This window comes from Bradyrhizobium sp. USDA 4532 (assembly GCF_024171315.1).
Classification (GTDB): domain Bacteria; phylum Pseudomonadota; class Alphaproteobacteria; order Rhizobiales; family Xanthobacteraceae; genus Bradyrhizobium; species Bradyrhizobium australafricanum.
Window position 1 is genome coordinate 2101622 of the sequence record NZ_JALJZN010000001.1, and the last position, 24934, is coordinate 2126555.

General features: G+C 59.8%; 23 protein-coding genes and 1 pseudogene. 3 read left to right on the forward strand and 21 right to left on the reverse strand.

Annotated features, from left to right (window positions below):
* Positions 1-196: 196 nt before the first annotated feature.
* The 3 genes from J2R76_RS10230 to J2R76_RS10240 form a co-directional block, all read right to left on the reverse strand.
* Positions 197-1561 carry an amidase gene (locus J2R76_RS10230; protein ID WP_076826660.1) on the reverse strand — a complete coding sequence of 455 codons (1365 nt, stop codon included), beginning with the start codon at positions 1559-1561 and terminating at the stop codon, positions 197-199.
* Positions 1548-1940 carry a tautomerase family protein gene (locus tag J2R76_RS10235; RefSeq protein ID WP_076826658.1) on the reverse strand — a complete coding sequence of 131 codons (393 nt, stop codon included), beginning with the start codon at positions 1938-1940 and terminating at the stop codon, positions 1548-1550. Before J2R76_RS10235 ends, J2R76_RS10230 begins: the two co-directional genes overlap by 14 nt.
* A gap of 93 nt (positions 1941-2033) precedes the next feature.
* Positions 2034-2945: a nitrilase family protein gene (locus J2R76_RS10240; protein WP_076826657.1), complete on the reverse strand. Its 912-nt coding sequence runs from the start codon at positions 2943-2945 to the stop codon at positions 2034-2036.
* 103 nt (positions 2946-3048) lie between these two features.
* Here J2R76_RS10240 and J2R76_RS10245 point away from each other — a divergent pair, with 103 nt between their 5' ends.
* Positions 3049-3540 carry a helix-turn-helix domain-containing protein gene (locus J2R76_RS10245; RefSeq protein WP_083714952.1) on the forward strand — a complete coding sequence of 164 codons (492 nt, stop codon included), beginning with the start codon at positions 3049-3051 and terminating at the stop codon, positions 3538-3540.
* A gap of 45 nt (positions 3541-3585) precedes the next feature.
* On the opposite strand, the gene J2R76_RS10250 is transcribed toward J2R76_RS10245, so the two are convergent.
* From J2R76_RS10250 to J2R76_RS10330, 17 genes and pseudogenes are all read right to left on the reverse strand, one after another.
* On the reverse strand, positions 3586-4185 hold the full coding sequence (locus J2R76_RS10250) for an ANTAR domain-containing response regulator (RefSeq protein WP_076826653.1): 600 nt from the start codon (positions 4183-4185) through the stop codon (positions 3586-3588).
* A gap of 9 nt (positions 4186-4194) precedes the next feature.
* The gene (locus J2R76_RS10255) at positions 4195-5316 is read right to left on the reverse strand and encodes a transporter substrate-binding domain-containing protein (protein WP_076826753.1); all 1122 of its coding nucleotides are present in this window, start codon (positions 5314-5316) and stop codon (positions 4195-4197) included.
* 2 nt (positions 5317-5318) lie between these two features.
* Positions 5319-6668 (reverse strand): amidase, encoded by a 1350-nt coding sequence (locus tag J2R76_RS10260; RefSeq protein ID WP_253623942.1) that lies wholly within the window; start codon positions 6666-6668, stop codon positions 5319-5321.
* A complete protein-coding gene (locus tag J2R76_RS10265) occupies positions 6665-6829 on the reverse strand; it encodes a hypothetical protein (RefSeq protein WP_158074175.1) in 165 nt (54 codons plus the stop codon). Before J2R76_RS10265 ends, J2R76_RS10260 begins: the two co-directional genes overlap by 4 nt.
* Before the next feature lie 2 nt (positions 6830-6831).
* On the reverse strand, positions 6832-7530 hold the full coding sequence (locus J2R76_RS10270) for an ABC transporter ATP-binding protein (protein ID WP_076826649.1): 699 nt from the start codon (positions 7528-7530) through the stop codon (positions 6832-6834).
* Positions 7523-9364, reverse strand: coding sequence for an ATP-binding cassette domain-containing protein (locus J2R76_RS10275; protein WP_206601507.1), 1842 nt, complete (start codon positions 9362-9364; stop codon positions 7523-7525). The genes J2R76_RS10270 and J2R76_RS10275 overlap by 8 nt, the downstream gene beginning before the upstream one ends.
* Positions 9365-9438: 74 nt before the next feature.
* Positions 9439-10308 carry a branched-chain amino acid ABC transporter permease gene (locus tag J2R76_RS10280; RefSeq protein ID WP_200844638.1) on the reverse strand — a complete coding sequence of 290 codons (870 nt, stop codon included), beginning with the start codon at positions 10306-10308 and terminating at the stop codon, positions 9439-9441.
* Between the two features lie 55 nt (positions 10309-10363).
* Positions 10364-11518, reverse strand: coding sequence for an ABC transporter substrate-binding protein (locus J2R76_RS10285; protein WP_253623943.1), 1155 nt, complete (start codon positions 11516-11518; stop codon positions 10364-10366).
* 289 nt (positions 11519-11807) lie between these two features.
* Positions 11808-13004, reverse strand: coding sequence for an ABC transporter substrate-binding protein (locus J2R76_RS10290; RefSeq protein WP_200844640.1), 1197 nt, complete (start codon positions 13002-13004; stop codon positions 11808-11810).
* 756 nt (positions 13005-13760) lie between these two features.
* On the reverse strand, positions 13761-15464 hold the full coding sequence (locus tag J2R76_RS10295; RefSeq protein ID WP_076826643.1) for an amidohydrolase: 1704 nt from the start codon (positions 15462-15464) through the stop codon (positions 13761-13763).
* A 479-nt stretch (positions 15465-15943) separates the two neighbouring features.
* The gene (locus tag J2R76_RS10300; protein WP_076826641.1) at positions 15944-16912 is read right to left on the reverse strand and encodes an AraC family transcriptional regulator; all 969 of its coding nucleotides are present in this window, start codon (positions 16910-16912) and stop codon (positions 15944-15946) included.
* Positions 16913-17004: 92 nt separating this feature from the next.
* Positions 17005-17550 (reverse strand): carboxymuconolactone decarboxylase family protein, encoded by a 546-nt coding sequence (locus J2R76_RS10305; RefSeq protein WP_076826639.1) that lies wholly within the window; start codon positions 17548-17550, stop codon positions 17005-17007.
* 38 nt (positions 17551-17588) lie between these two features.
* Positions 17589-18263, reverse strand: coding sequence for a nitroreductase family protein (locus tag J2R76_RS10310; RefSeq protein WP_076826637.1), 675 nt, complete (start codon positions 18261-18263; stop codon positions 17589-17591).
* 285 nt (positions 18264-18548) lie between these two features.
* Positions 18549-19197: pseudogene (locus tag J2R76_RS10315) on the reverse strand (nitroreductase family protein).
* A 127-nt stretch (positions 19198-19324) separates the two neighbouring features.
* Positions 19325-19864, reverse strand: coding sequence for a carboxymuconolactone decarboxylase family protein (locus tag J2R76_RS10320; protein WP_076826635.1), 540 nt, complete (start codon positions 19862-19864; stop codon positions 19325-19327).
* A gap of 184 nt (positions 19865-20048) precedes the next feature.
* Positions 20049-21035 (reverse strand): AraC family transcriptional regulator, encoded by a 987-nt coding sequence (locus J2R76_RS10325; protein ID WP_076826633.1) that lies wholly within the window; start codon positions 21033-21035, stop codon positions 20049-20051.
* Positions 21036-21109: 74 nt separating this feature from the next.
* Positions 21110-22054 (reverse strand): NADP-dependent oxidoreductase, encoded by a 945-nt coding sequence (locus J2R76_RS10330; RefSeq protein WP_076826631.1) that lies wholly within the window; start codon positions 22052-22054, stop codon positions 21110-21112.
* Positions 22055-22314: 260 nt separating this feature from the next.
* Between J2R76_RS10330 and J2R76_RS10335 the strand changes: the two genes are divergently transcribed.
* Positions 22315-23208: a LysR substrate-binding domain-containing protein gene (locus J2R76_RS10335; RefSeq protein ID WP_141339943.1), complete on the forward strand. Its 894-nt coding sequence runs from the start codon at positions 22315-22317 to the stop codon at positions 23206-23208.
* A gap of 93 nt (positions 23209-23301) precedes the next feature.
* Here J2R76_RS10335 and J2R76_RS10340 read toward each other — a convergent pair whose 3' ends face one another.
* Entirely contained in the window at positions 23302-24054 is a 753-nt protein-coding gene (locus tag J2R76_RS10340) for a sulfite exporter TauE/SafE family protein (RefSeq protein ID WP_076826628.1), read from the reverse strand.
* A 434-nt stretch (positions 24055-24488) separates the two neighbouring features.
* Here J2R76_RS10340 and J2R76_RS10345 point away from each other — a divergent pair, with 434 nt between their 5' ends.
* Entirely contained in the window at positions 24489-24749 is a 261-nt protein-coding gene (locus J2R76_RS10345) for an alpha/beta fold hydrolase (protein ID WP_194295337.1), read from the forward strand.
* Positions 24750-24934 lie beyond the last annotated feature (185 nt).

The window sequence follows — 24934 nt, forward strand, 5'->3', positions numbered from 1 at the left end:
GCTCCACTTCTCACCCGGCCAGGATAGTTTCATTATCGTTCTCCCGGCTGCCATGTCGACAGCCGATTGCCCGCCGGAACCCTGGTCTGCCGCAGCGCAACAGGATGGTCTCGCCGCAGCTGCTGGCAGATGGTTCGCCCGGACCGGGCATTTGGAACGCCCCAGGACTCCGACGGCGTGCACTCGCTCCCGGTGTTCACCTCCCTCTCCCGGTTTCGAGAGCACGAGCTATGGCCAGCAGTTTCCAGTCTTCGTCGCGTTGGCCGACCAACATCAAGCCGACCGGGGCACTTCCCGGCTCATGTATCGGGATGCTTATCGATGGGCGATCGAAGTAGTTGAACGGGGACGTGTTCCTGATGATCCGGGCCCGGACGCTGCCTTCGTCACGCATGCAAGTCGCAATTGACGGAGCGATGATCGGGACAGTCGGCATGATCAGGGCATCGAAGCCCGCGGTAAGGTGATCGAGCTCGTGTGACAATGGTTCTCGACGCATCAGGCAATCGGCGTATGCAGTCGCTGCGATCCGGTCCCCAGCCTCGATGCGCGCTCTCACGTTCGGGTCGTATTCGGCGCCCCTTCGGCCGATCAGATCGCGGTGCCAGGCCATCGACTCAACCGCCTGGATGGTTGCGTTCGGACTCAGGGTCTGGAACACGTCCAGCGTTGGCACATCGATCTCGAGGATTCTGGCGCCCGCACGGGACGCCGTGCTGCATGCACGCGCAAAGGCGCTTGCCACCTCTGGATCGAGCCCCTCCAGCATCCTTCCTTTCGGAATCGCGAACCGCAGACTGGTGAGATCGAAGCCGTCCGTCGGGCGCACCTCTTCGCCAGCAATGACACCGAAGACCAGCGCGCAGTCCTCGACCGACCGCGCCAGCGGGCCAACTGTGTCCAGGGTCGTCGACAACGGAATTGCACCGTCGCGGGGCACCCGACGTTGGGTAGGCTTGAAGCCAACTACTCCACAAAAGGCAGCAGGTACGCGGATAGATCCGACGGTATCGGATCCGATGGATGCAACCGCCATACGATCTGCGACCGAAACTGCTGCCCCCGAAGAGGATCCTCCGGGTGTACGGGAGCGATCCCAGGGATTGCCGGGCGTGCCAAAATGCGGGTTCAGCCCAACCGCCGAATAGGCAAACTGCGTCATATTCGTGCGCCCGATCAGGACAGCGCCCGCCGATTTGAGCCGGCTGATTACAGGAGCGTCGGATGCAGCTGGCGCCGTATCGTCCCGTGCCGGAGCGCCGGCCAGCGTCACCTCGCCCTTGACGTCGAACAGGTCCTTCACCGAGACCGGAAGTCCTGCGACCAGCGAACGAGTCTCACCGATCCTTTCCGGGGTGAAGGCAGCTGCGGCAAGCCGCGCCTCCCGATCCCAGACCTTGATGAATGTTCTGGCGCCCTCGCCCGCCGGGTCCTTGATGCGGTCGAGGCATTCTTCGACGAGGTCGATACTGCTGGCCTGTCCCGCGGACAGTCCGGCTGCCAGAGCCCGAATTTCGGACGCAGCAGATGACAGTCCGTTCAGTTGTTCAGTGTGCTTCATTGGCTGACCAGTCCTCGCTGAGCCCGCCAAGCAGCGGGTGGAACATTTCATCGCCGGAGTGCTGTGTGAACTCGACGTTCACCTGATCTATCCGCAGCTCCAGTATCTCTACGCAGGCATTGACGAGCGCGCGTGCCAGGCGTTCCCGCTGTTCGGGCGGGCGCCCCTTCCGGATGTCACACATCAACAGAGCTGCCTCGTACGGCTCTCCTTCAGTGCAACGCCAGACGCCGCCGTCATGGAGCTCGCGAACAGCCACCGAGATCCGCCGGATGTTTGCTTGCATGATGTCGGCGTAGATCTCGCCAAAGCGCCTGGCCAGGCGCTGTTTTTGCTCGGCCGGGTAACGCCCCGGAACGTCGATTTGCAGGTAGGGCATCTTTCACCTCTTCAGTGCTGGCAAAACGCCATTCATGCGAGCCGCGGGGCGCGCAACATGGTCTGGCCACGCGCCCCGGCGACCATCACATTGTTATCGGGGAAGCGCCGACGCCCCACGGAAGCCGAGCAACTGATCGTAGAGATCGGTACGGCGGTCTCTCACCAGGTCGTTCAACTTGTTCCAGATCGGTGCTGTCCGGGCCTCGACGACGTCGATATCGGCGTACAGGATCGTGTCCTCTTCAGGTCCGGCAATCCGGCCAATTGGCCAGCCATTGGTGCCTGCGATGAGGGAATTCCCCATAAAGCCGGCGCCGCGCTCGGTGCCGATCCGGTCGGCAGTTGCGATGAAGACGTTGTTTGCATGGGCTGCAGTCATGGTCAGGTACGCAGCCATGCAGGTACCGCTCGCATCGTAGAGCGGCGGCGGCGTCCACACCCAGCCGGTCGGGATGCAGATAATGTCGGCACCCAGCTGGCTAACAATACGCGCGGCTTCCGGAAACCAGATGTCCCAGCATACCAGGAGACCGATCCGGCCGATCCGCGTCTCAAATACCGGATAGCCCAGATTGCCTGGCGTGAAGAACAGCTTTTCCTCGTTCCAGAGATGAGTTTTTCGATACTTGCCGATGTAGCCGTCCGGCCCCACCAGAACAGCAGTATCGAACAGCTGGTGCCCTTCCAGCTCAGGCAGGCAGCCGACGATATAAACCTGATGCTGTTTGGCAAAAGCTTCCCAGCCGCGAATCGTCCGTCCCTCGGGCACCGGCTCGGCATGCGCGAACGCCTCCGCACGCGAGTCGAAGCAATAGCCCGTCGTCGCCAACTCAGGCAGCACGATCAGATTGGCCCCTTCCGAGACCGCCTGCTGAAGGCGCTTGCGAACAGCAGCCTCGTTCGTCTCCAGATTTTCCAGGCCGACCTGTGGGTTAAACTGGACCACCGCTACACGAGCGGCACTCTTGCGCTTGGTCGCGGCGCTGGCAGTTGCAGATGTCATATGTTGTTACTCCGATGGATTTGGTTCTATTATCGAACCACTTGCGCAAACGCTTGTCTAGTCCTATTTTAGTACCAGACGCAATTTCGAGTCTGGAGCGATCATGAAAAGAACGAGTCTCGGGGATGTGGAATGTCCGGTGGCCAGGGCTCTGGACGAAATCGGTGACTGGTGGTCCCTGCTGATCATCCGGGACGCTTTCGACGGGATCCGGCGGTTCACCGAATTCCAGAAGAGCCTTGGAATCTCGAAGGGGATTCTGACTGCCCGTCTCAAACATCTGGTCTCGATCGACGTTCTGGAAACGGCCCCGATCTCTGACGAAGGCGGCTACCAGGAGTACGTGCTGACAAGGAAGGGCCGCGACCTCTTTCTGGTAACTGTGAGCCTGCGGCAATGGGCCGAGGACCACTGCTTCGGAAAGGCGGAACGCCATTCGATCCTTACGGAGAAAGCGAGCGGGAAACGCGTCCCGAGGCTTTCTCTGCAGGGACGCGACGGCAAGGAGCTTGACGCATCCATGACCTTTGTCCGCAAGGCCGTTGACCTGGACGCACCGCGGAAAGTCGGCGCGCGCCGTGCTGCGCAGCGCTGACGAACCGGACCAAGAGCAGGAGCTGAGAATCGACCAGCGCCTAAATTAGATGTCGCTTGATGCGATGATCGCCTCTGCCACCGATGCGATCGTTGTGTTCGAGTTCATCGCCTTCTCCCGCAGCCGGCGATAGGCTTCTTCGTGCGGGATATTGCGCGTGGTAGTGAGTATCTCGACGGCCTTCTCGATCTTCCGCCTCGCTTTCAGGGTCTCATCCAGCGACTTGATGCGCTGCTTCAGGCGCGCCTCGTGACTGGCAAGACTGACCGCAGTGGTTAGTGCCGCCAGGATACCGAAGATCCGGATCGGCTTGGAGATTACGCCGTGGACATTCAGGCTATGAAGTTCACTGAGTATCTCCGGCGTCTCGTACGCGATGATGCCGATTCTTGCCACGGCATCGGACATGGTCATCCAGCCCGGGGTCTTCCCGTCGCGGCTCGGATTGACGAGGAACAGGACGACGTCGACGTAGGAAGGCAATGTCTCGGGCGCGGGCCAGACGCCCTCGACCTGGCACCCGATGCGCTTGATGTGCGCGAGAAACAGCGCGCGTTCCTCATCATCAGGATGAATGACGAGGACCCGCATCCGGCGCAAGCGCCGCAGCAGATCCTGGTCTTTAAGCGAAATGCGGTCGCTCATCCTCGAGCCTCACGCGACCAGGGAACGATCGTACGAAATCAGATAGGGATCTGGCCGAACAGCCCCTGCGCTCTTCCACACAATCTCGAAGCTGCCGTTCTCGGAAGCCCTGCCGATCATCGGTCGCATCAGGAAGTGGTTATTGTCGAGATCGATCACCTTGTCCCCCGCAGGCCCCCTGAATACAGCGCCGGACAGGATCGGAAGGATGGACTCGCTATCGGAGTCTCCGGCCTGCCTTACTGCATCTGCAAACATGTGGGCGAGCGCATAGCCGGCTTCTGTGTAGACACCCGGTACCTTGTCGAGGCCATATCGCTTTTGATAGGCGGCGACAAACTCCGGGTTCTGCGGCGTGTCCAGCGAGCCGAAATACGTCAATGCTGAAAGATGGCCGGCACGCGCCTCTGGCGACATGCTGCCCAGCTCCGATTCCGTTGTGGTGAGCGACGCGATCGGAACGTTGCGTCCTTGCCGGACCTTGTTGAAGGCCTCGTACAGGACGACGGTGTCTTCGCCGACGACGGTTGAAATGATCGCTTGCGGTTCCTTCGCAACGAGTTGTTCAAGGAACGGCTCAAAGCGTTCTCTTGTGGTCGCGAAAGGAAGGTAAACCTCCCCGACGACTTTTCCGCCACTCTCGGTGAGAAACTCCTTGACGATGCGGTTGATCTCGCGCGCGTACAGGGTATCGGATCCAATCAGGCCGACATCCTTCCCGAAACTGGCGAATAGATACTCCAGTAGCGGGACAATCACCTGGTTCGGAACGGCCCCTCCGTAAATCACATTGGGAGAATACTCGAAACCCTCATAGACAGATGGATAGAGCAACACGCCGTTATAGCGCTCGACGACGGGCACGACCTTCTTTCGGCTGGTCGACAGACAGCACCCCACAATTGCACGGACGCGCTGACGAAGCAGGAGATCAGTAGCCAATTCCTCATATCGCCGGTCATCGCCAGCCGGATTGGCAATTACCGGCTCGAGGGGCCGGCCATTGATACCGCCGCTAGCGTTGATCTCATCGCAGGCAATGAGAACGCCTTCAATATTCGCATTCTCCGTCACAGCCATCGGCCCGGTCTGCGAGAACAGGACGCCTAATTTGACCGTCGCTCCGTCCATCGTCATGCGTCCATGTTGATCCGTCGATCCACCCAGCGTGCAACGGCCAGAAGACGTTCGTCCTGACCATACCGTCCCATCAACATCATGCCGACGGGCAGTCCTTCGGGCGAACTTCCGCACGGGATCGAAATGCAGGGAAGCCCTGCCAGGTTTCCGATCCAGCAGAACCAGGTCATGCTATCCTGCGTCGTAACCCGCCGGCCGCCAAAGGTCTGCCAGTCATCCCCGATCTTCGGAGCAACGACCGGCAAGGTCGGAAGCACGAGCGCATCCCAGTCACCAAGACCGTTCAGCTGCGTGGTGAGTTGGCCACGAATTCGCTGGGCTTTCAACAGCTCGACGCCGGAGATCCGGGTTCCAGCCTCGAGATGTGCCCTGGTCAGGGCGGTGAACCCTGATGGATTTCGGGCAAGCAGCTCAGCGTGATATGAAGATGCTTCACAATGGAGGATCGCTTCCCACGCTGCGAAGTAGGACGAAACTCCCTCCAGCTCGCGATTGGTAACCTCGGCTCCCGAGCGCCTCAGCGCCGACAAAAAGCTTCCATCAACATCATCGGAGCGCTCCAGCCCCTCGCCAGCAAGATTGATCAGCCGAGGCCTGTAGAGGCGTCCGACAGGTCCGAACGCCAGAGACCGCAAGGTGGCAGGATCGTTGCCGTCCTCACCGCAGATGAACGGCATCAAGTGGATGATATCGTCGAGCGCTGCGGTGATCGGACCCGGGGCGTCGAGGGACCAACTGAGTGGAAGAACGCCATTGCGGGAGGCACGGCCATAGCTCGGCTTGAAGCCATAGATGCCACAGGCTCCGGACGGAATACGAATCGAGCCTCCGGTGTCGCTGCCGAGGGCAGCTGACACGATACCGGCCGCGACCGCGGCACCGGATCCGCCGCTGCTACCCCCGGTAATGTGATCAGGGTTGCGGGGATTGCGGGTGGCGCCAAAGCTGGAGGCCGAGTTTGTCGCTCCATACGCCCATTCATGCATGTTGGTCTTGGCAAAGATAACCGCCCCCGCCTTGCGGAGGTTTGCAACGATGGTGGCGTCCTGCCCCTGGCGCTCGAGCGGCAATGCATTGGAGCATGCGGTCGTCGGATAGTCTGCGGTCAGGTAGTTATCCTTGATGGCGATCGGCACCCCGTCGATCGGGCTCAGGGCCTTGCCTTGCCGCCGCCGCTCGTCCGCCGCCCTTGCCTGCCGCATGACAAGGTCGGGATCGAGGGCAACGAAAGCATTGAGTTTGGCATGGCGTGCCGCCCGATCAAGGGAGCCGGCGGCGAGTTCTGAAGACGAGTTGACGCCGGACGCAAGCGCCTCGATCTGCTGGGTAAGGGTCTGTATCACAGCTGCATAGTTTCCTGGATTCCGGGAGTGAAGTAGTGGGACGGTTCGGATCCAACCAGGCGATCCGCGCAGTCAAGGCCTTCGCGAATTCGCTTCAGCGTCGCAGCAACCTGCCCGAGCTGCTCCTCGCTCAACTCCGATGATTCAGGCTTCTTTTGCATGGTCAGACTCCGAGTAGCTCTTGCTGTAATTTCCTGTCAGTTCGCAAACTGTCGCGATCTGTCTCGAGCCGCACGCTGCCCTTCTCCATGACATAGGCACGTGTAGCGATCGACAGGCAGAAATCGAGATCCTGCTCTGCGACCAGAATGGCGACCCCGCGCTCGCGGTTGATGCGCTTCAGGATACCGGCCATCTCGTCGATGATGGATGGCTGGACACCCTCGGTAGGCTCATCGAGGAGCAGGATCTTCGGCCGGGTCGCCAGGGCGCGGGCAAGAGCCAGCACCTGTTGCTGCCCGCCAGACAGGCCGCCGGCAAGATCATCTGCCTTCGGGCGGAGCATGGGGAATTCCCGCAGGGCAGTTTCCACCGCCACGCGGCCGCTGTGGCCATTGGTTTCAGCCGCGACCGCGATGTTCTCGGTAACGGTCATCCGGGGGAAGACATACCGGCCTTGTGGCACATAACCGATGCCCGCTTTCGCGCGCCTGGCAGGCGACTCCGGCGCGTTATGGCCTTCGATCTCGACATGGCCGGAAAAAGCAGGAATCAAGGCCATGGCGAAACGCATCAGCGTGGATTTCCCAACGCCGTTGCGTCCCAGCAGCGCGACGATCTCGGCCTTGTCCACTGCGATTGACACATCGCGGATGATAACGGTCTTCCCGTATCCGCCGGTCGCGTTGACAATTCTAAACATGCTCGCGCCTCCCGAGATAGATGTCGAGGACCCGATCGTCCGCGCGCAGTTCAGCAATGTCACCTTCGGCAAAGACCTGGCCATGGTGGAGTACCGTCACGTGACCTTCGAGTGTCCTGACGAATTCCATATCGTGCTCCACAACGATCACGGTGGTATGCCGCGCCAGCGTCCGCACGAGAGCCGAGAGCTCCCGCGTTTCCTCATTCGTCATCCCGGCCGCGGGCTCGTCGAGCAGTATGACGCGGGGCGCGAGACAGAGCACCATGCCGATATCCAGCCATTGTTGCTGTCCGTGCGAGAGCGCCGAAGCCTGGACTTTTGCCTGTTGTTCGAAGCCCAGCATGGCAAGTATCCGGCGGCTCACATCAGCCGCTGCCTGCCTGTCGCGAGTCCGGGCGAAGGCAGCAATCGCCAGATTCTCATCCACCGTCAGTTCGCCGAATATCTGTGGCTTCTGGTTCTTCACGCCGACACCCTGGCGAACGCGTTCGAAGATTGGCGCGTTCGTCGCATCCACGTCGCCGACCACCACTGATCCGGCCTCGGGCATGTAGATGCCGACGCAGGCCTTGAGATACGAACTCTTTCCGGCGCCGTTCGGCCCGATCAGCGAATAAGGTCGTCCGGGCTCGAATGCGCGCGTTACCTTGTTGACCGGGATGACGCCACCGAACTGCTTGTAGAGATCGACGGTCGCAAGCCGTTTCGCCGGCCCCGCCTGCTCCGCAGCTTCAACAAGAATGCCTTCCAGCACACCGGGATCAATTGAAACGGCCCCGGCATCGCGCGCTGCCGCATTCGCGTCTGGAAGCGTTCTTCGCCAGAGCTCGCCGATAGCGCCCACCAGACCATTCTTCAGAAAGAGAACGAGCAGGATCAAAACAATGCCAAGGATCAGCGTCGTCTGCCCGCCGACGGCCCCGCCGCCCAGATAATAGGACAGGCCGCCGATCGCGAACGCACCGACAAACGCTCCCGCCAGGGTACCGAGGCCGCCGACCAGGACGTAGATCGGCACAAGGAGCGCCTCCTGAACCGAGAAAATCGACGGGTTAAGGTAGTTGGCCCAAGCCGCGAACATCGCTCCGGCCAGCCCGGCGATCGCCCCTGCGAGAGAAAAACTGGCAACCTGATATTTGCGAATGTCGTAGCCGAGAAGTTCCGTCTTCTGCGGGTCAATCCGAATGCAGTTGATGACACGACCGAACGTGCCGCGCATCAACCACCAGCACAGGAAGTAAACGGCAGCCGACACAATGACGACCGTGACGAATACCTCGACGGGATCGAGTGATTCCGCCCCCCGCCTGAATGCGAGGACTACGCCTGGAATATTCGACAGCCCATTATCGCCGCCGATCTCCGCCTGTCCGACCGAGATCTTCAAGGATTGCGTCAGCGACCACAACAGCAGCGTAAAGGTGTACGAAAGGATCGTCGCCTGCAACGGTCCCATTCGTGCAAAGAAGATAATCGCGCCCAGTGCAGCCGCACTGGCAGCACCGAAGACGGCGCCGGCCGGAAGGCTCCAGACGAGCGTGTTGCCCGTCAGCGGCGCCATGTTGATGGCAAGGATGCTGCCGAAATAGCCGCCGAGGCCGTAGAAGGCCGTTTGTCCGAGGGACAGCAGGCCGCCTCGCCCCCAGACAAGATCGAGGCTGAGACCGAGTAATCCAAAGATCACCCATGACGTTGCGACGTACGCAAGGTAGGGATCGATGAAGCTGGCCGCCGCAAGCGCGGCGCCCGTTGCAAGAACCGGGAAAACCAGGCCAGCGTTCTCGTAGAGCTTCTCAGACAGACCTGTTGCGCGGTTCACGTCTCGGGTCATCTGAAGGTGCTCTTGAGCTGACATTGTCAGTGTCGAAACACGCGGATCCTTTAAAGACAGACTCATGGCTCGTCTCACATCTTGCTGCGCCATTTGGCCGTAATCCCGAGCGGATAAAGCCAGAGGAGAAATGCGGTAATCAGAAAGAAGAAGGCGTCGCCCGCGACCGAAGTCAAAAAGCTCGCCGTTACGGATGCGCCACCGCCGAGACCGATCGCTGTCAGCGCGCTGCCCGTGAGCGTCACCGGCCCTGCGACCACGACGGCAAGAAACGCCTTGATGACGAAAGCGAAGCCCATGGATGGGGTTGCCGGCACGATAGGTAACAGAACAGCCCCGGCAAACCCCGCGAGACCGCATCCGATCGCAAACGTGAGCGTATTGACACGGTACGACTCGATGCCGATTGCCCGCGCCATCTCCGGCATCTGGATCGCGGCACGCGCCTTCATCCCGTACACAGTACGTGTCATGAGGACGTAGACGAAAAGTGTCGCGAGCACGGCGACGCCGATCATCAAAATCGGATAGCCAGCGAGACTGTAATTGCCGATCTTCAGGTTGAACTGCGGCATGCCGATGCCAGGCGTAACCGTACCGAAGATCGTGACCGCGAGCTGATAGAACGCAATACTGAGCCCCCAGGTCGCCAGCATCGTGTCAAACAGGCGGCCGTAGAGACGGCGGATGATCAGAACCTCGACAGCCGCACCAATGGCCATGGTGACAAGAACGGCAATCGGGATTGCGAAGATGAATGGCACACCGTATCGGGTGGCCGTCAGGGCTGCATAGGCCCCGATCATCAAAAACTCACCGTGCGCAAGATTGATAACGCCCATCAGACCGAATACGACCGCAAGGCCAATTGTCGCAATCAACAGGATCGACGCGCTCGACAACGAGGACAGCAACACGGTTGCCAGATAATCCAGTTCCATCATCAACCCTTCCTCCAACGGCGGGGCGCGCGTTGATGGCGCGCGCCCTCCTCGGCGCCTACTTGTTCTCCGGTGCAAAATGCTGGGCGAGCGTGGGGTTTGCGACCAGGTCGCACTTCTCGTTCTCGTAGGCTGGCGCGACGTCCTTGAACGTCTCGACGACCTTGAAGCCATGCCTGTCGTCGCCTTCGACGATGTAGATGTTCTGGCGCAGATGGTGCGACTTCGGCTCGAGCTTCACGGTACCGTTCGGTGCCTCGAAGCTCAGCCCGCTTTCGAGGGCGGCGATAACCGGAGCTGTCTGGGCCACTCCTGCCTTGTTGACCGCCGCCGCCCACAAATGCACGGCATTCCAGATGTCGACCGCTTCCGAGATGATCGGCGTGTCGCTGCCGTACTTCGCAGTCCACAGCTTGACGAACTCGGCATTGACCGGATTGTCGACGACCTGGAAGTAGCCCTGGTCCGCGACGAGCCCCTTGCCGGCCGCCGGTGACACCACGACCTGCTGGTTGCCGGAGCCGTAGTTGGTCGAGACGACGCCGATCCTGTCCTTGAGGCCGGCGGCGGCGAACTGCTCGAGGAAGCCGGTCTGGTTGGCACCGACCGGCAGCGCCACGACGAAGTCCGGCCTGGCAGACTGGATCTTCTGGACGGTCGGCGCGTAGTCGGTGACCGTCAGCGCCAGGAAGTCCTCGCCCACAACCTCCGCACCGGCCTTCTTCGCATATTCCCTGACCCAGTGCGCCGAGATCGTCCCGAAATTGTAGTCGGGCGCCATGATGTAGATCCGCTTGCCGTATTTCTTCACCGCCCAGTCGATGAGTACCGACAATTGCTGCGAGGCGGACGGTCCCGTGACGAAGGTCTGCTTGTCGCAGGCACCGCCTTCGTAGAGCGATCCGTAGAAGTAAGGGATGTTGGCCTTGCGGACGATTGGCCGGATCGCCTCTCGTGACGAGCTGGTGAGACCGGCGAACAGCGCGCTCACACGATCCCGCAGGACCGCCGTATTCGCATACTGGGTGTATTTGCTCAGCTCCGACTGCGCGTCGTAGCCGACAACCTCGATCGGCTTCCCGAGCACGCCGCCCTTTGCATTAATGGTATCAACGGCCAGTTTCAGCGCGTTGTTCTGCTGAATGCCGTAGATGTTCAGGCCGCCGGTCAGGTCGAAAATAGCGCCGATCCTGATGCCGCCTTCGGCGCGCACTGGCTTCCCCGCAAGACAAAACGTGACAGCCACCAATGCGCCAAGGCGCAGTAGCCTTGTCCACGAGCTCCGACTGATGTCCTTGCCCGTTTTGCTGCGCAAAGCACGCCCGTTCGAAACGAAGAGATTGATGCGGGATAACATTTAGCTTCCTCCCTAATATCTTATATGGTTCTATCATCGAACCACATGCCGCAGCCGGTGTCTAGTCTTATTACCGAACTAGTACAAGTCTGTCGTCAGACAGGCCCGTAAGGGCGCGCGTTGATGGGCGCGCCCTCCTCGGCGCCTACTTGTTCTCCGGTGCAAAATGCTGGGCGAGCGTGGGGTTTGCGACCAGGTCGCACTTCTCGTTCTCGTAGGCTGGCGCGACGTCCTTGAACGTCTCGACGACCTTGAAGCCATGCCTGTCGTCGCCTTCGACGATGTAGATGTTCTGGCGCAGATGGTGCGACTTCGGCTCGAGCTTCACGGTACCGTTCGGTGCCTCGAAGCTCAGCCCGCTTTCGAGGGCGGCGATAACCGGAGCTGTCTGGGCCACTCCTGCCTTGTTGACCGCCGCCGCCCACAAATGCACGGCATTCCAGATGTCGACCGCTTCCGAGATGATCGGCGTGTCGCTGCCGTACTTCGCAGTCCACAGCTTGACGAACTCGGCATTGACCGGATTGTCGACGACCTGGAAGTAGCCCTGGTCCGCGACGAGCCCCTTGCCGGCCGCCGGTGACACCACGACCTGCTGGTTGCCGGAGCCGTAGTTGGTCGAGACGACGCCGATCCTGTCCTTGAGGCCGGCGGCGGCGAACTGCTCGAGGAAGCCGGTCTGGTTGGCACCGACCGGCAGCGCCACGACGAAGTCCGGCCTGGCAGACTGGATCTTCTGGACGGTCGGCGCGTAGTCGGTGACCGTCAGCGCCAGGAAGTCCTCGCCCACAACCTCCGCACCGGCGTTCTTCGCATATTCCCTGACCCAGTGCGCCGAGATCGTCCCGAAATTGTAGTCGGGCGCCATGATGTAGATCCGCTTGCCGTATTTCTTCACCGCCCAGTCGATGAGTACCGACAATTGCTGCGAGGCGGACGGTCCCGTGACGAAGGTCTGCTTGTCGCAGGCGCCACCTTCGTAGAGCGATCCGTAGAAGTAAGGGATATTGGCCTTGCGGACGATTGGCCGGATCGCCTCGCGTGACGAGCTGGTGAGACCGGCGAACAGCGCGCTCACACGATCCCGCAGGACCGCCGTATTCGCATACTGGGTGTATTTGCTCAGCTCCGACTGCGCGTCGTAGCCGACAACCTCGATCGGCTTCCCGAGCACACCGCCTTTTGCATTGATGTTATCGACGGCCAGTCTCAGCGCGTTGTTCTGCTGAATGCCGTAGATGTTCAGGCCGCCGGTCAGGTCGAAAATGGCGCCGATCCTGGTCTGGGCCTTTGCCGGCTCACCGGCCAGCAGCACAACCGCTGCAGAAAGATAGATAGCCAAACAAGCGTGTCTCATGGTGTCCCGCTCCGAATCTTCGAGCAGAGCACCAGCTTGGGACTATAGATTGTTCCTAAAAACGCAAAAAACGACGCGCCAAGACCAGATGCCCAGCTACGTCGTTGGAATTTTTCGTGCGCGTCCTCGCACGTCGTCCTGCTTAAACACCGCGCAACGGCTTGTCAATGTGGAAAGAGCCCCCGCCGAGCTCTGTGGCAGCTCAGTGCCTCTCTGGCCCATTTGTACGCTGCGACGCGCAACAACACTCTGGTCATGGATGCGCGATGGAATTGCGGAGCTCGATCGAGTTAGATCAACGTACACAGCTCAGAACGAAAACAGGCAAAAACCGTCTCACAAGAAGCCACGCGACGTTGCGCGATTGCAGCCGATCGCCTGCTCCCACTCTATCATTTTGAACGACGGCACGTCGTTGAGCTGTAAGCACAATTTTCTCGATCTGACGGACAAACGCCGACGGCATACCCGCCGTATTTTTTTGGTCTTGAATCCACAAGAAAAATTGCTCCTCATGGAATGCAGGCAATTCCGCTACCTATCGGAGTCTATCGATTGGATGGCGCGCCGCATGCGCAACCAACACTGACAGTGCCCGCACTGACACAAATCTTAAAATACCGTCAGATGTCAGGAGCATTCCTCCGCTCCCCGGACTGCCGTGCTCCGGCCTAGGCGCCCGGCGTCGACGAACTGGCGACGTCGATAGTGCGCGCTTCGGCGTTAGTCCTCTCCTTCGAGTCAACGTTGAAAGACGATTTTGCCGCCGACAAGCGTGATGTCCGCCTTGATGTCTTTAATTTGCTCTTCCGGAATGGCCATGTAGTCCGCGGAAAGGACCGAGAGGTCGGCAAGCTTGCCCGGCTGGATCGTACCCTTGCGTGCCTCGTCGAACATGTAGCGGGAAGCTGCCGACGTGTAGAGGCGGAGTGCCTGTTCGCGACTGATAGCTTCCGGCGCACCGTAGACGCTTCCGTTCGGATCCTTCCGCGTCACCATGATGTACATGTTGAGGAACGGGTTGATCGGGTTGACCGGGAAGTCGGTTCCGGCACCGAGATTGTCCAGCCCCATCTTCTCGATCAAGGTCTTTGTCGGCACGGCGCGATCGGCTGTTGGCCGCCCCAGGAAGCGCTCGACGGTCGCAGCCTTGTCCCACATGAAGACGTTCTGGAAATCGACCCTGACCCCCAACTTGTGGGCGCGCTCCATCTGCTCAGGTCTGATCAGGCTCGCGTGGATGAGAACAAAACGACGGCCGCTTATGGACCGTTCCTTGTCGGCCGCCTCGAAGGCGTCGAGCACCTGGTCGATGCCGAGATCACCTACGACGTGCACGCCAACACGCCAGCCGTAGCGATTGCAGATTGAGACGAGTTGCGTGAGCCGCTCGGGGGTCTGCTGGGCGATGCCGTGGTAGTTGTCGTGCGAATCCGGATAGACGTCGCGCATCAACGCCGTCTTCAAGGTCATGCCGCCATCGTAGAAGATCTTGATGCCGGCAAACCTGACCCAGTCGTCGCCGAAGCCGGACGAAGCGCCATTAGCCGACATGATCGCTTCCCAGGCGCCTAGATCGGCGGGCGGCTCAGGTCTGTACATCAATCCCGTCCGCAGCGTCGCTTGTCCGGACGCCGCGAGCTTCTGCAGCGTACGGACGTCGCGCGCTTCCGTGGCGCCTTCGACCGCGCTCGTGATCCCAAAACTGTTCAGCGCGCCTTCCGCAAGTGTGAACTGCCTGATTTCATCCTCTTCGGTCCACGGCGGAACGGCCTTCTCGACCCGGTCGATCGCGGTCTCGACGAGGACGCCGGTCAGTTCGCCGGCCGCGTCGCGCTCGAAAAAGCCACCGTCCGGGTTTGCGGTGGTCTTATCGATGCCTGCCTTCTGCAACGCCATCGTGTTCGCCATCGAGAAATGCCCGACGGTGCGCAAGTAGACCGGATTGTTCGGAGCGACGCTGTCGATCTCCTGTCTCGTCAGGTAGCGCTTCTCGGCGAGTTGTGACGGCGGGTGCCACGCTCCCCCAACGATCCACTCGCCCGGCTTCTTCTTGGCGACGAAGGCCTTGATTGCCTCGAGCGCTTCCGCGACCGTCTTCGCCCGGCCCATGACGACGACATAGTCGCCAAGTCCAGCCGCCTTGAAGTGCGCATGCGTATCGATCAATCCGGGAACGACGGTCTTGCCGGATACATCAAGCACCTGCGTGCGCGCTCCGGCGAGCGCCCGCATGGACGCGCTGCTTCCGACCGCGAGAATCTTTCCGTCCCGGACGGCGATCGCTTCGGTCACGCTGGATTGCTCGTCAAGGGTCAGGACCCTTCCGTTGACGAGAACGAGATCGGGCGAATTGACGTCCGCCGGCTGTGCTGTAGCGGGTGCTGCGGCTGCGAACAGAATTCCAGCACCGAGTATCGCGAGCACCGTCGACCTGCGGACCATTCAAACCTCCCGATTATCTTGTTCAATAGGCGAACATCTGGTCTTTCTTCGATGATAGCCGCGCGTATCGAAGCGGTCCAACAATCCGGCAGCCGCTCACGCCGCGACGGTGGCTCCCCCATCGACGACGACGGTCGAACCGGTCGAGAAGGGATTGCATGCGAGAAAGAGGACCGCGTTCGCGATGTTCGGCCAAAGCGGTCGGCGGAGAGGGTCTGGCGGAATACCAGAAAGGGACGCTGCTTCGTAATGCTGGTCGAGAGCTTTCCTATACGAGCGAGGATGTCGGTGAAGTTGCCCATCAGGCACCGAATATTTTCGCCAGCAGGTGGACGATTTCTGCGGTCGACACTTTCATGCCGAGATCCTTGCCGAGATCGACCAAACGAGTGCCCCAGCGCTTCAGCTTCCCAACATCCGACCGCGGGCAATTCATCTTCCCCCGGACGACTGATCCGATTGGCACAGCGAACGCGAACTTATTTGCTCGCTCTCTCGCGGGCCAAACGGCGCCACTGCGCTGGTGTCGTCCCCGTTCGGTCGATGAACACGCGCCGGAACGCCGCCACAGACTGATACCCGACCGATTCGGCCACGACCTCGATGCTGATCGTCGGCTTCTTCAGCTCGTTGGCGGCCAAGCTCATCCGGATATCCGTCAACAGATCGGCGGCCGAACGCCCCAGCTTGTCCTGAAAATGACGCGCGAAGGTAGCCCGCGACATGCCGCACAAGTCAGCGAGATCGATCAGATTCCAGTGTCGCGTCGGATCACCGAACATTCCTGCAATAGCCGGTGCAAGTCGCGAATAACTCGTCAGCGCCAGCAGTCCTTCTGGAGCTGACTCAGATTCGCTCGCTGCACGTAACACCAGCGTGAACAGCACCGAGGAAAGCCCGCGAAGGATGGCATCGCCTCCCGGTTTGTCGCTTGTTGCCTCCATCCGCATCAGCGCCACGAGATTGGCCAGATGGTTCGAAGCTGACCCAGTATCGTCCCCAGCAAGCCCCTCTATGGACCGCACTACCAGCTTCGCGGGGAGGCAGTTACGAATCAGGCGATCATGGGGCGCTCCAATGAAAAATCGCCCGCACAACATGTCTAGACGCTCACCCGGGCCACTATTCTTTTTGAAGGCCCACCCTCCAGAACCTTGCCGAACATCAGTCGGCCCCGCTGGAGCTCCACTGCCATCGTGCAGCACATAGGCCGACCCATGAGGCAACAGGATGATATCACCGCCTACCAGTTCTTTGGCCGTTTCAGTATCCGTCTCAAGAAACTCGATTACAGTCCGGCCATTGAGCACGATATGGTAAGGAATCTCATGTGCCGCACACTGAGACTTGGCCAAACGCCACGGCGCACCATACGAGCAGCAAATCTCTAGCTGCCCGGTGACGGTAATAATTTGCAGAAGCCGGCTCAGCCAATCGGCCTGGGGCACATTTCCTCCGGAAAATTAACTGCTCCCGCCTGGATGCGCTCCTAATGACTTTTCTTGAGGCGCATCCAGACTCGAACATTACGCTCGCTAGCTCAGATCGACCCAGCCGGGCTTACGGGAGGGAAGTCTTTGTCTGGATCGAACACGTTGTTGAAGAAGTTCGTCAGGGAGTACATGGCCACCAGGGCGATGATCTCCATGATGTTCGCATCCGTGTAGCCAGCATCGCGCACGGTCTTCAGGTCGGTGTCGCTGACCTGTCCGCGCGACTGGATGACCTTGCGCGCGAACTGGAGGGCGGCGTCGCGCTTCGGATCGGAGGCATGACCCTGGCGCGCAAGGATGATGTCATTGGCCGGCAACTTGGCCATGTGTTCGGCCGTATAGCTGTGCACGGTCAGGCAGTAGTTGCAGCCATTCACCTCCGAGACCGCGAGACCGATGCTGTCACGGGTCTTCACGTCAAGCGTCTTGCTCAAGGAGCCGATTAGGTCGGCCCACGCGTTGAACGCAACCGGGCTCTGCGCGAAGCACGCCAGCATGTTGGGGGTGAATCCAATAGTCTTGGTGAACGCATCGAGCGTCGTTTTCGAATCCGCCGGGACGTGTTCCGGCTTAGGGGTTGTAATTCTGGACATCGATAGCTCCGTATGTGTTGGTGCGCCCCGCTATGGGTTCAACGGAAGCTCAGGACGTCGAGCACGGGCCGGCGTGGCTTCGACGGCCAATTCCCATCACGCATCGGCCCGACCGCGAGAAGCATCACGGGGATCTCGTTGTTGGCGAGGTTGTATTCCTTTCTCGCCGCGGCGGGGTCAAAACCGATCATCGGGGTCGAGCCCCAGCCCATCGACCGGGCAGCGTAAATGATCGCGGCCGCGCCGAAAGTTGCGCTGCGCATCGCCTCGTCTCGTTGCTGCTGCGGGTTATCGTCGTAAATACCGCGGGCACCCTTTTCCGCTTCAGGAAGCTGGTCCGCCGGCATGTAGCCCGCTTTCACCATCGGGCCAAAGACCGCGGGTACGGTGCTCGCATCAGCGAGCTGGCCGATGATGATGAATGTCACCGCCGCTTCGTAGCTAATCGCCTGGTTCCAGGCGATCGGGCGTAGCCGCTCCTTCGCCTCGGGTGAACGCACGGCAACGAAACGCCAGTTCTGGAAGTTGAACGAGGTCGGCGCCGAGGTCCCGATCTCCACTAGGGCGGTGATCTGTTCGTCAGTCAGAACAGCCTCAGGATCATAATACTTCGTAGCACTGCGGCTCAGCATGGTTTCGATGACTTCATTGGTTATGACGAGATCTACGTTAACACTGCGAGTTTGAGCGTTTTCGGCGATGGCGGTGGTCATAGCGGTCCTTTGATCGACATGTTGGAGAGGTATAGATACGGCCACGCACTAAGTGGTTCGAGACGAACTCGGCTCAATTAAAGGCTCGATACGCTCATCTTTCTCCGAACCGACGATGCGCTCTCTCCCCCGTGTTGCATGGCGCAGTTGCAGACACACTGTTCGCACCTCTGCCGTTACAGTGATCAACCTGATTTTCGTAAATGGAGCAGGACGGTGCGAGGCGCTGCCTGCTGGAACAGCATTGGCGTGCCTGGCGACATTCGGAATTGTTTTTAAAAATGGTTAGAGAAGATCAAGCACATCGGCCACCGACATACGCGGCTTCTGCGGCCAGTTCCCAGCTCGCTCCGGTCCAACGGTCAACAACATGGCGGGCACTTCGTTTTCGCCGAGACCAAACTCGGCGGTGCACCGCGTCGGCGTCAAAACCGATCATCGGTGTGGATCCCAGGCCAAAGGAGTGAGCGGCATAGATCATCGCCGCTGCGCCAAAGGTTGCGGTCCGCATGGCTTCGTCACGCTGGCGCTGCGGTTGGTCGTCATAAAGACTGCGTGCGCGGCGTTCGCTCTCCGGCACCATATGTGCCGGCATGATCCCGGCTTCCACGACAGGTGCCAGGCGCTGTGGGAGAGTGTTCGCATCCGCCAACCTGTCAATGACGATGAAGGTGACTGCTGCATCCATGATCGCCGGCTGGCTCCAAGCGATCGGACTGAGGCGTGCCTTGGCTTCAGGCGTACGTAGGGCGATGAAACGCCAATTCTGCAAGTTGAAGGACGTGGGCGCGGTCGTACCGATGCGCACTAGCTCGCGAATCTGATCGTCGCTCAGAGTGGCGGCTGGATCGTAGACTTTGCTAGAGCGGCGACTCAAGATACATTCGATGACGGCATTGATCTTGGTGGTTGCGTTGGGCACGATTATCTCTATGGATGACGGGATAGATTGAGGTACACGAGTGCTTTCGCTCTATGCGGAATTGCTCTCACTCACCGCCCGTATAAGCAGCCAGAAGACACTTGAATGAACGATGCCTGATCCGCCCTGCGAGGCGGTTTTACTCGACGGACGGAAAGTCGACGTCGGTGCCGTTGATACGGTTGAAGGTATTGGTGAAGATGCCGAGTGCAATGGTCAGCGAGATTTCCGCCAATTGGGTGTCGGTGTAGCCGGCCTCACGGATGGCATTGAACTCGTCGTCGCTGATCGTGCCGCTCGTGGCATGCAGGTGGGATACGAAGCGCACCAAGGCATCACGCTTGGCATCACCCGTGGGCTGCCCTGCGCGAATGGCATGCAGCGCGTCGACCGGTAGACCCGCCAGTTTGCCGACGAAGCTGTGCGCAGCCACGCAAACGTCGCAACCGGTCTTCTCACTGATTAGCAGTTTGATGGTTTCGTGCTCTTGCCTGCTCAGGTTGCCCGCGTTCAATGTACCTTGGGCGTCGAGCACGGCGGCCAAAGACGCCGGTATAAGGTGGCCCAATGCGGCGTACGTATTGGGAACGCGACCACCGGAAAGTTTTTTCACGCGCGCATAAATATCGGCAGTGGCGCCGGTCGCGGACTCGACGGCGGGGATAGCGATGCGGCTCATGGTTTGGCTCTCTCGTTAGGCAGTTAAGACCTGCCGCTTTAAGCTCAGCCGATACCGATTTCGAGACTAGGTTTGCTCAATAAAAGACCTAAAAGTATCAAGACAACGAGACGATCGATTCGCCCGATTGCGGCGCGGGACGGCGGACGTTTTCTCGCCGAGTTGAGCTCGATATTCGGGTATTTTATCCAGGATGTACACCGAGAGCGAACGCGTCCTCGCCCTCGCGTGCCAAGCGACGCCATTGCCCCGGCCCCATCCCCACCTTGTCGGTGAAAACACGCCGGAATGCCGACACGGATTGATACCCGACTGCATCGGCCACGAACTCGGTCGACATTCCCGGCTTCTTCAGTTCGTTGGCGGCCATGCTCATGCGGATGTCTGTCAGGAGTTCGATAGGAGAACGGCCCAGCCCGTCTTGAAAGTGCCGCACGAGGGTTGCGCGAGACATGTTGCACAAGTCAGCCAGATCTTGAAGATTCCAGGGGCGCGCCGGACTGTCGAACATGGCTGAAATGGCTGGTGCCAATCGTGAATGGCCGGCAAGTGCCAATAGGCCTGCAGGCGCCTGTTCAGACTCACTTGCCGCGCGCAGTGCAAGTGTGAACAGCGTTAGCGTCAGTCCGTTGAGGATTGCATGCCCTCCTGGTCTTTCGCCAGCGGACTCTATGCGCATCATGCTCACCAGACTGGCCAAGTGGTTCGAAGCTGCCCCGATGCCCGCTTCACCACGACCGGCCATGGCGCGTACCATTAGAGTCCTGGGTAGATAATCGCGGATCAGCCGATCATGGGGCGGTTCGATGAAAAATCGCCCGCACAACATGTCCAGATGCTCTCCTCCGCCATCGTTCTCCCTGAGCATCCATCCTGCGGAAACTTGGCGTTCGTAGGTTCGACCCGGCATACGTCCGCTGCCATCGTGCAAGGCGTGTGCCGACCCGTGAGGAAACAACACAATATCCCCGGCCAGCAATTCCCTCGCCGTCCCCGTTTCCGGATCCTCAATAATGGCACTGCCTTTTAGCACAACGTGGTAGGGAATTTCGTGTGCCGCGGAGTGAGCGAAATCCACACGCCATGGTGAGCCATAAACGCAGCGGGCCTCCACCTGGCCAGTGACCGTCATCATTTGCAGGAGATGGCTTAGCCAGTCGATTTGGGACATACGAGAAGTACCTTCACTAATCTCCACGTGCGAAAAGGCGGGAAGGTGAAGAATCGCCCTCCCTTCCCGAGTCCTCACGGACGAACGCGAATGATCGTCTTCCCCGGCCGTCGCTCGGTCGGGTTGAAGGCAGCGACAGCATCGTCGAGGGTTGCGACAGTGCCAATGTTCGTTCGCAGTCGTCCGTCCCGCACTCGCTGGACGATCTCGCTCAGTTGGGCGCGGTTGGCCTCGACAACGAAGTCAATCGTCCGGCCATCAGCGGGGCGCGCCTCTGTCGGGCCTGCGATTGTCACCAGCGTTCCCCCGGCTCGAACCGCGCTTGCAGACCGCTTCGCGATGTCGCCGCCGAGGACATCGAAAACCAGATGGACTCCGCCAACATCTTCCAGAGCGTCGTTATCGAGGTCGACGAACTCCTGCGCGCCGAAGTCGAGAGCCGTCTGGCGGCCGGCAGCGCGTCCGGTGCCGATCACATATGCCCCGGCCTCACGCGCGAGCTGGGTTGCCATCGAACCGACCACGCCAGCCGCACCGTGCACAAGGACGCTCTGCCCCGCACAAAGGCGGCCGTGCTCGAACAGCCCCTGCCACGCGGTCAGGCCCGGCATCACGAGGGCCGCGCCCACCGTGAAGTCAACGTCCCCCGGTAGCGCGGCGAGGTTGCGGGCCTCGACGACCACATACTCCGCCAGCGTGCCGTCGCGAGTCCAGTCCGTGAGGCCGAACACCCGCTGTCCCACCGATAGCCCCGTTGTTCCATAACTGAGGGCGGTGACCACTCCGGCCAGCTCGTGGCCGGGGATCGAAGGCGTCCGGTCACGGCCGAGACGATCGATCCAGGTCGAGGGCCATGCCAGTTCATCTCCGGTGAATCCCGACGCATGGACCTGAACAACGACATCGCCGTAATTAGCGCCCGATAGGCTGGCGAGCGCTGCCCCCTGCGGCTCCGGCCGTTCCACCAGCTTCATCCCGGCCGTTCCCGCAGCTTGGTCCGTCACAATGATCGCCTTCATCGTGAATCTCCTTGTTTTGACTCACTCGGACTGGCAATGGCATTTGAAAGCTTCGCGCAAGCCGATGGCATCCACGCGCATATGGCGTGATGTCGCGGCCGGCAACCTAGCTTTCACCAAGACGCCACACCTTCAACCAATTGTATTAACAGAGAAATTTGGCGAGTATGGGCTCCTATGGGGTAAGATAAGCAAGCCAACCAGATGCTACAATTGGCCATTTCCGATGGATTGGTTCGGCCAAGCCGAAGGATGAGAAATTGCGCTTCGATCTGACGGATATGCGGTTGTTCTTAACCGTGGTGGAGCGGGGCAGCCTCACCAAGGGAGCCGAGAGCATGAATCTGGCTCTCGCTTCCGTGAGCGAACGCATTTCCGGGATGGAGTCTTCGCTTGGCGCCCAGCTCCTGGAGCGAAATAGGCGGGGTGTCACTACGACGCCGGCCGGTGACGCTCTGGTTCGCCATGCACGGTTGATACTGGATCAGGTAGAGCAGATGCGCGGTGAGTTGCGCAGCTACGGCACTGGCCTGAGAGGACGCATCAGGCTCTTGTCCAACACGGCCGGGTTGGCCGCATTTCTTCCTCCTCGGCTCGGCCGTTTCTTGGTCGCTTATCCAGATCTTTCAATAGATCTCTATGAACGACCGAGCGCCGAGATTGCGCGGGCCATCCTGGAAGGTCGTGCTGACCTGGGAATTGTAGCTTACCACACTGGTCTGGCGGCGTTGCAGACTCACGTTATCGCGCAAGACCAACTCGTCGCTGTTGTGAGCGAAACGCACCGCATCAGCGATCACCAATCGATAGCTTTCGCAGATGTCGTTGATGAGCCGTTCGTTGGCGTGGCCGACGCTGCATTGGAAGCATATTTAGGAGAACGTGCCGCACGCCTGGGTCGGCAAATTTACTACCGCATTCAACTCAGGCGCATTGAGAACATCGCAATGATGATTGAGTCCGGCGTTGGGATCGCCATTTTGCCCGAAGCCTCCGCCAAAGATGTAAGCCACCTCGGTTTGACAATCGTGCCCCTTCGAGACTCCTGGGCGCTAAGGCAGCTTCATCTTTGTGCGCGTGACTTCTCTGCGCTCACACCGCACGCCGGCTTGCTTGCGCAGCAGCTTATGGAGCCGAAGGTCGCGATCTCTTAAGCGCTATGGCCGCCGCAACCCCTCGTGTGAGCTGGCATCGAGCGGTAATAGGCGTGGCTGTCTATGTCATACGCTCGCACATCGTCATCTGCTTCAGAAGAGGAATGGGTGAGCAGCGAGTTCAAGACCGAGAATACCGATAAGGATCAGGAACCAACGTCGAAAGGTTGCCGCGCTTATGCGCCCACGGACCATTGTTCCGACGTGCATCCCCAGCAACGCAGGAATGATCGCAAGGACTGACAGGGTAATACTTCCAAGATGGAAAGCTCCGCCACGGGCGAGGCCTGCCGCCAATGCAATTGTTGAGACCGTGAACGACAGCCCGAGCGCCTGGATGAGATCGTTTTTGGAAAGACCGAGAGCCTGAAGATAAGGAACGGCGGGAAGCGTGAAAACTCCGGTTGCTCCGTTGATTAGTCCGGTTGCCAACCCGATGACAGGCGACAATGAACGTTCGAAGCGCGTGGGAACCGACAGTGGCTTCGCAAATAGGCCGTGCACTGCAAAGATAATCAGGGCGGCACCCAATCCAACACTTGCGTATACGGTATTGGCGCTCGTCAAAAGCCACGAGCCGGCAAGGGTGCCAACCAGTATGCCGAGCATCATCACCCAAAGTCTTTTAATCAGGCCCAGAAAATTCGGCCCTGTAAACAACTGCCAAAAGTTTGTGACGAAGGATGGAATGACCAGCAGAGAAGCTGCACTGACTGGCGGCATGATCGCGCTGAGGACGCCCATAGAGACGGTCGGCAAACCCATTCCCGCCACGCCCTTGACGAATCCGGCGACGAAAAACGTCAGCGCGACAAATAGAACATGCGGCGAAAGATAACCACTCATCCCGACTCCTCGGACCAGGCCGTGTCCCCATTTTTGACTTCGCGTAGGCCCATGGCATCCGCGTGCATATAGCGTGATAGCTCCGAAAAAATGTCGCTCTCACTAAGGCGCCATTCTCCAATCTCTTGTTTTATAGTCAAAATCGGCAAGCATGGCGTCGCACTTAGCAAGCTACGCTCACATTACCGATCGCCACAATTGGTCATTTCCGATAGGAAACTTCGGCGACGCCGAAGATTAAGAATTGTGCTTCGATTTGACGGATATGCGGTTGCTCATGACCGCGGTGGAGCGAGGTAGGTCCGCGCCAACCTGAACAGAATCGCGACGAGATCCTTGAGAACACCTTCACAAGAGGCTTGCCCCAAGGAAGCGCAATTCGAAGTGTCGCGAGAATTCAAGGACGACATGTCCCGCGCAGGAGCCAGGGCGCGATGACGACAGCAGACGCTTTCTCCCACTACTACTCGCACTTTACGCGAGACCAGGATCACTTCGAATCGCGACTGGCCAGGCTCAAGACTCCGGTGAAGGTGGTTCGGGGCGAGAAGGACCTCTACATCAAGAAAGAGATGGGCCTTGAGTTCGCCGAAAGTATCCACGCAGAACTCACGCTCCTCCCCGGCATTGGGCACTTTCCTCATCTGCAGAACCCAAAGCTGACTATCGATGAGGTTCGTGCTTCATTTCGATGAGTGCGCAATGGCCCAATCGCTGCACCTCGAGCCGAAGTAGAAGCGCCGGTCCGTGATTGACACCAGACTGATGACCGACATGCTTCTGGCCCGTTGCTGCCGTCGGCCCGGATGTCCGCTTCGCTCCAACTGCTGCCGATCCCTCAAACTGAGGCTTCGCCTCGCAGGCTCCGGCCACTCTGCAC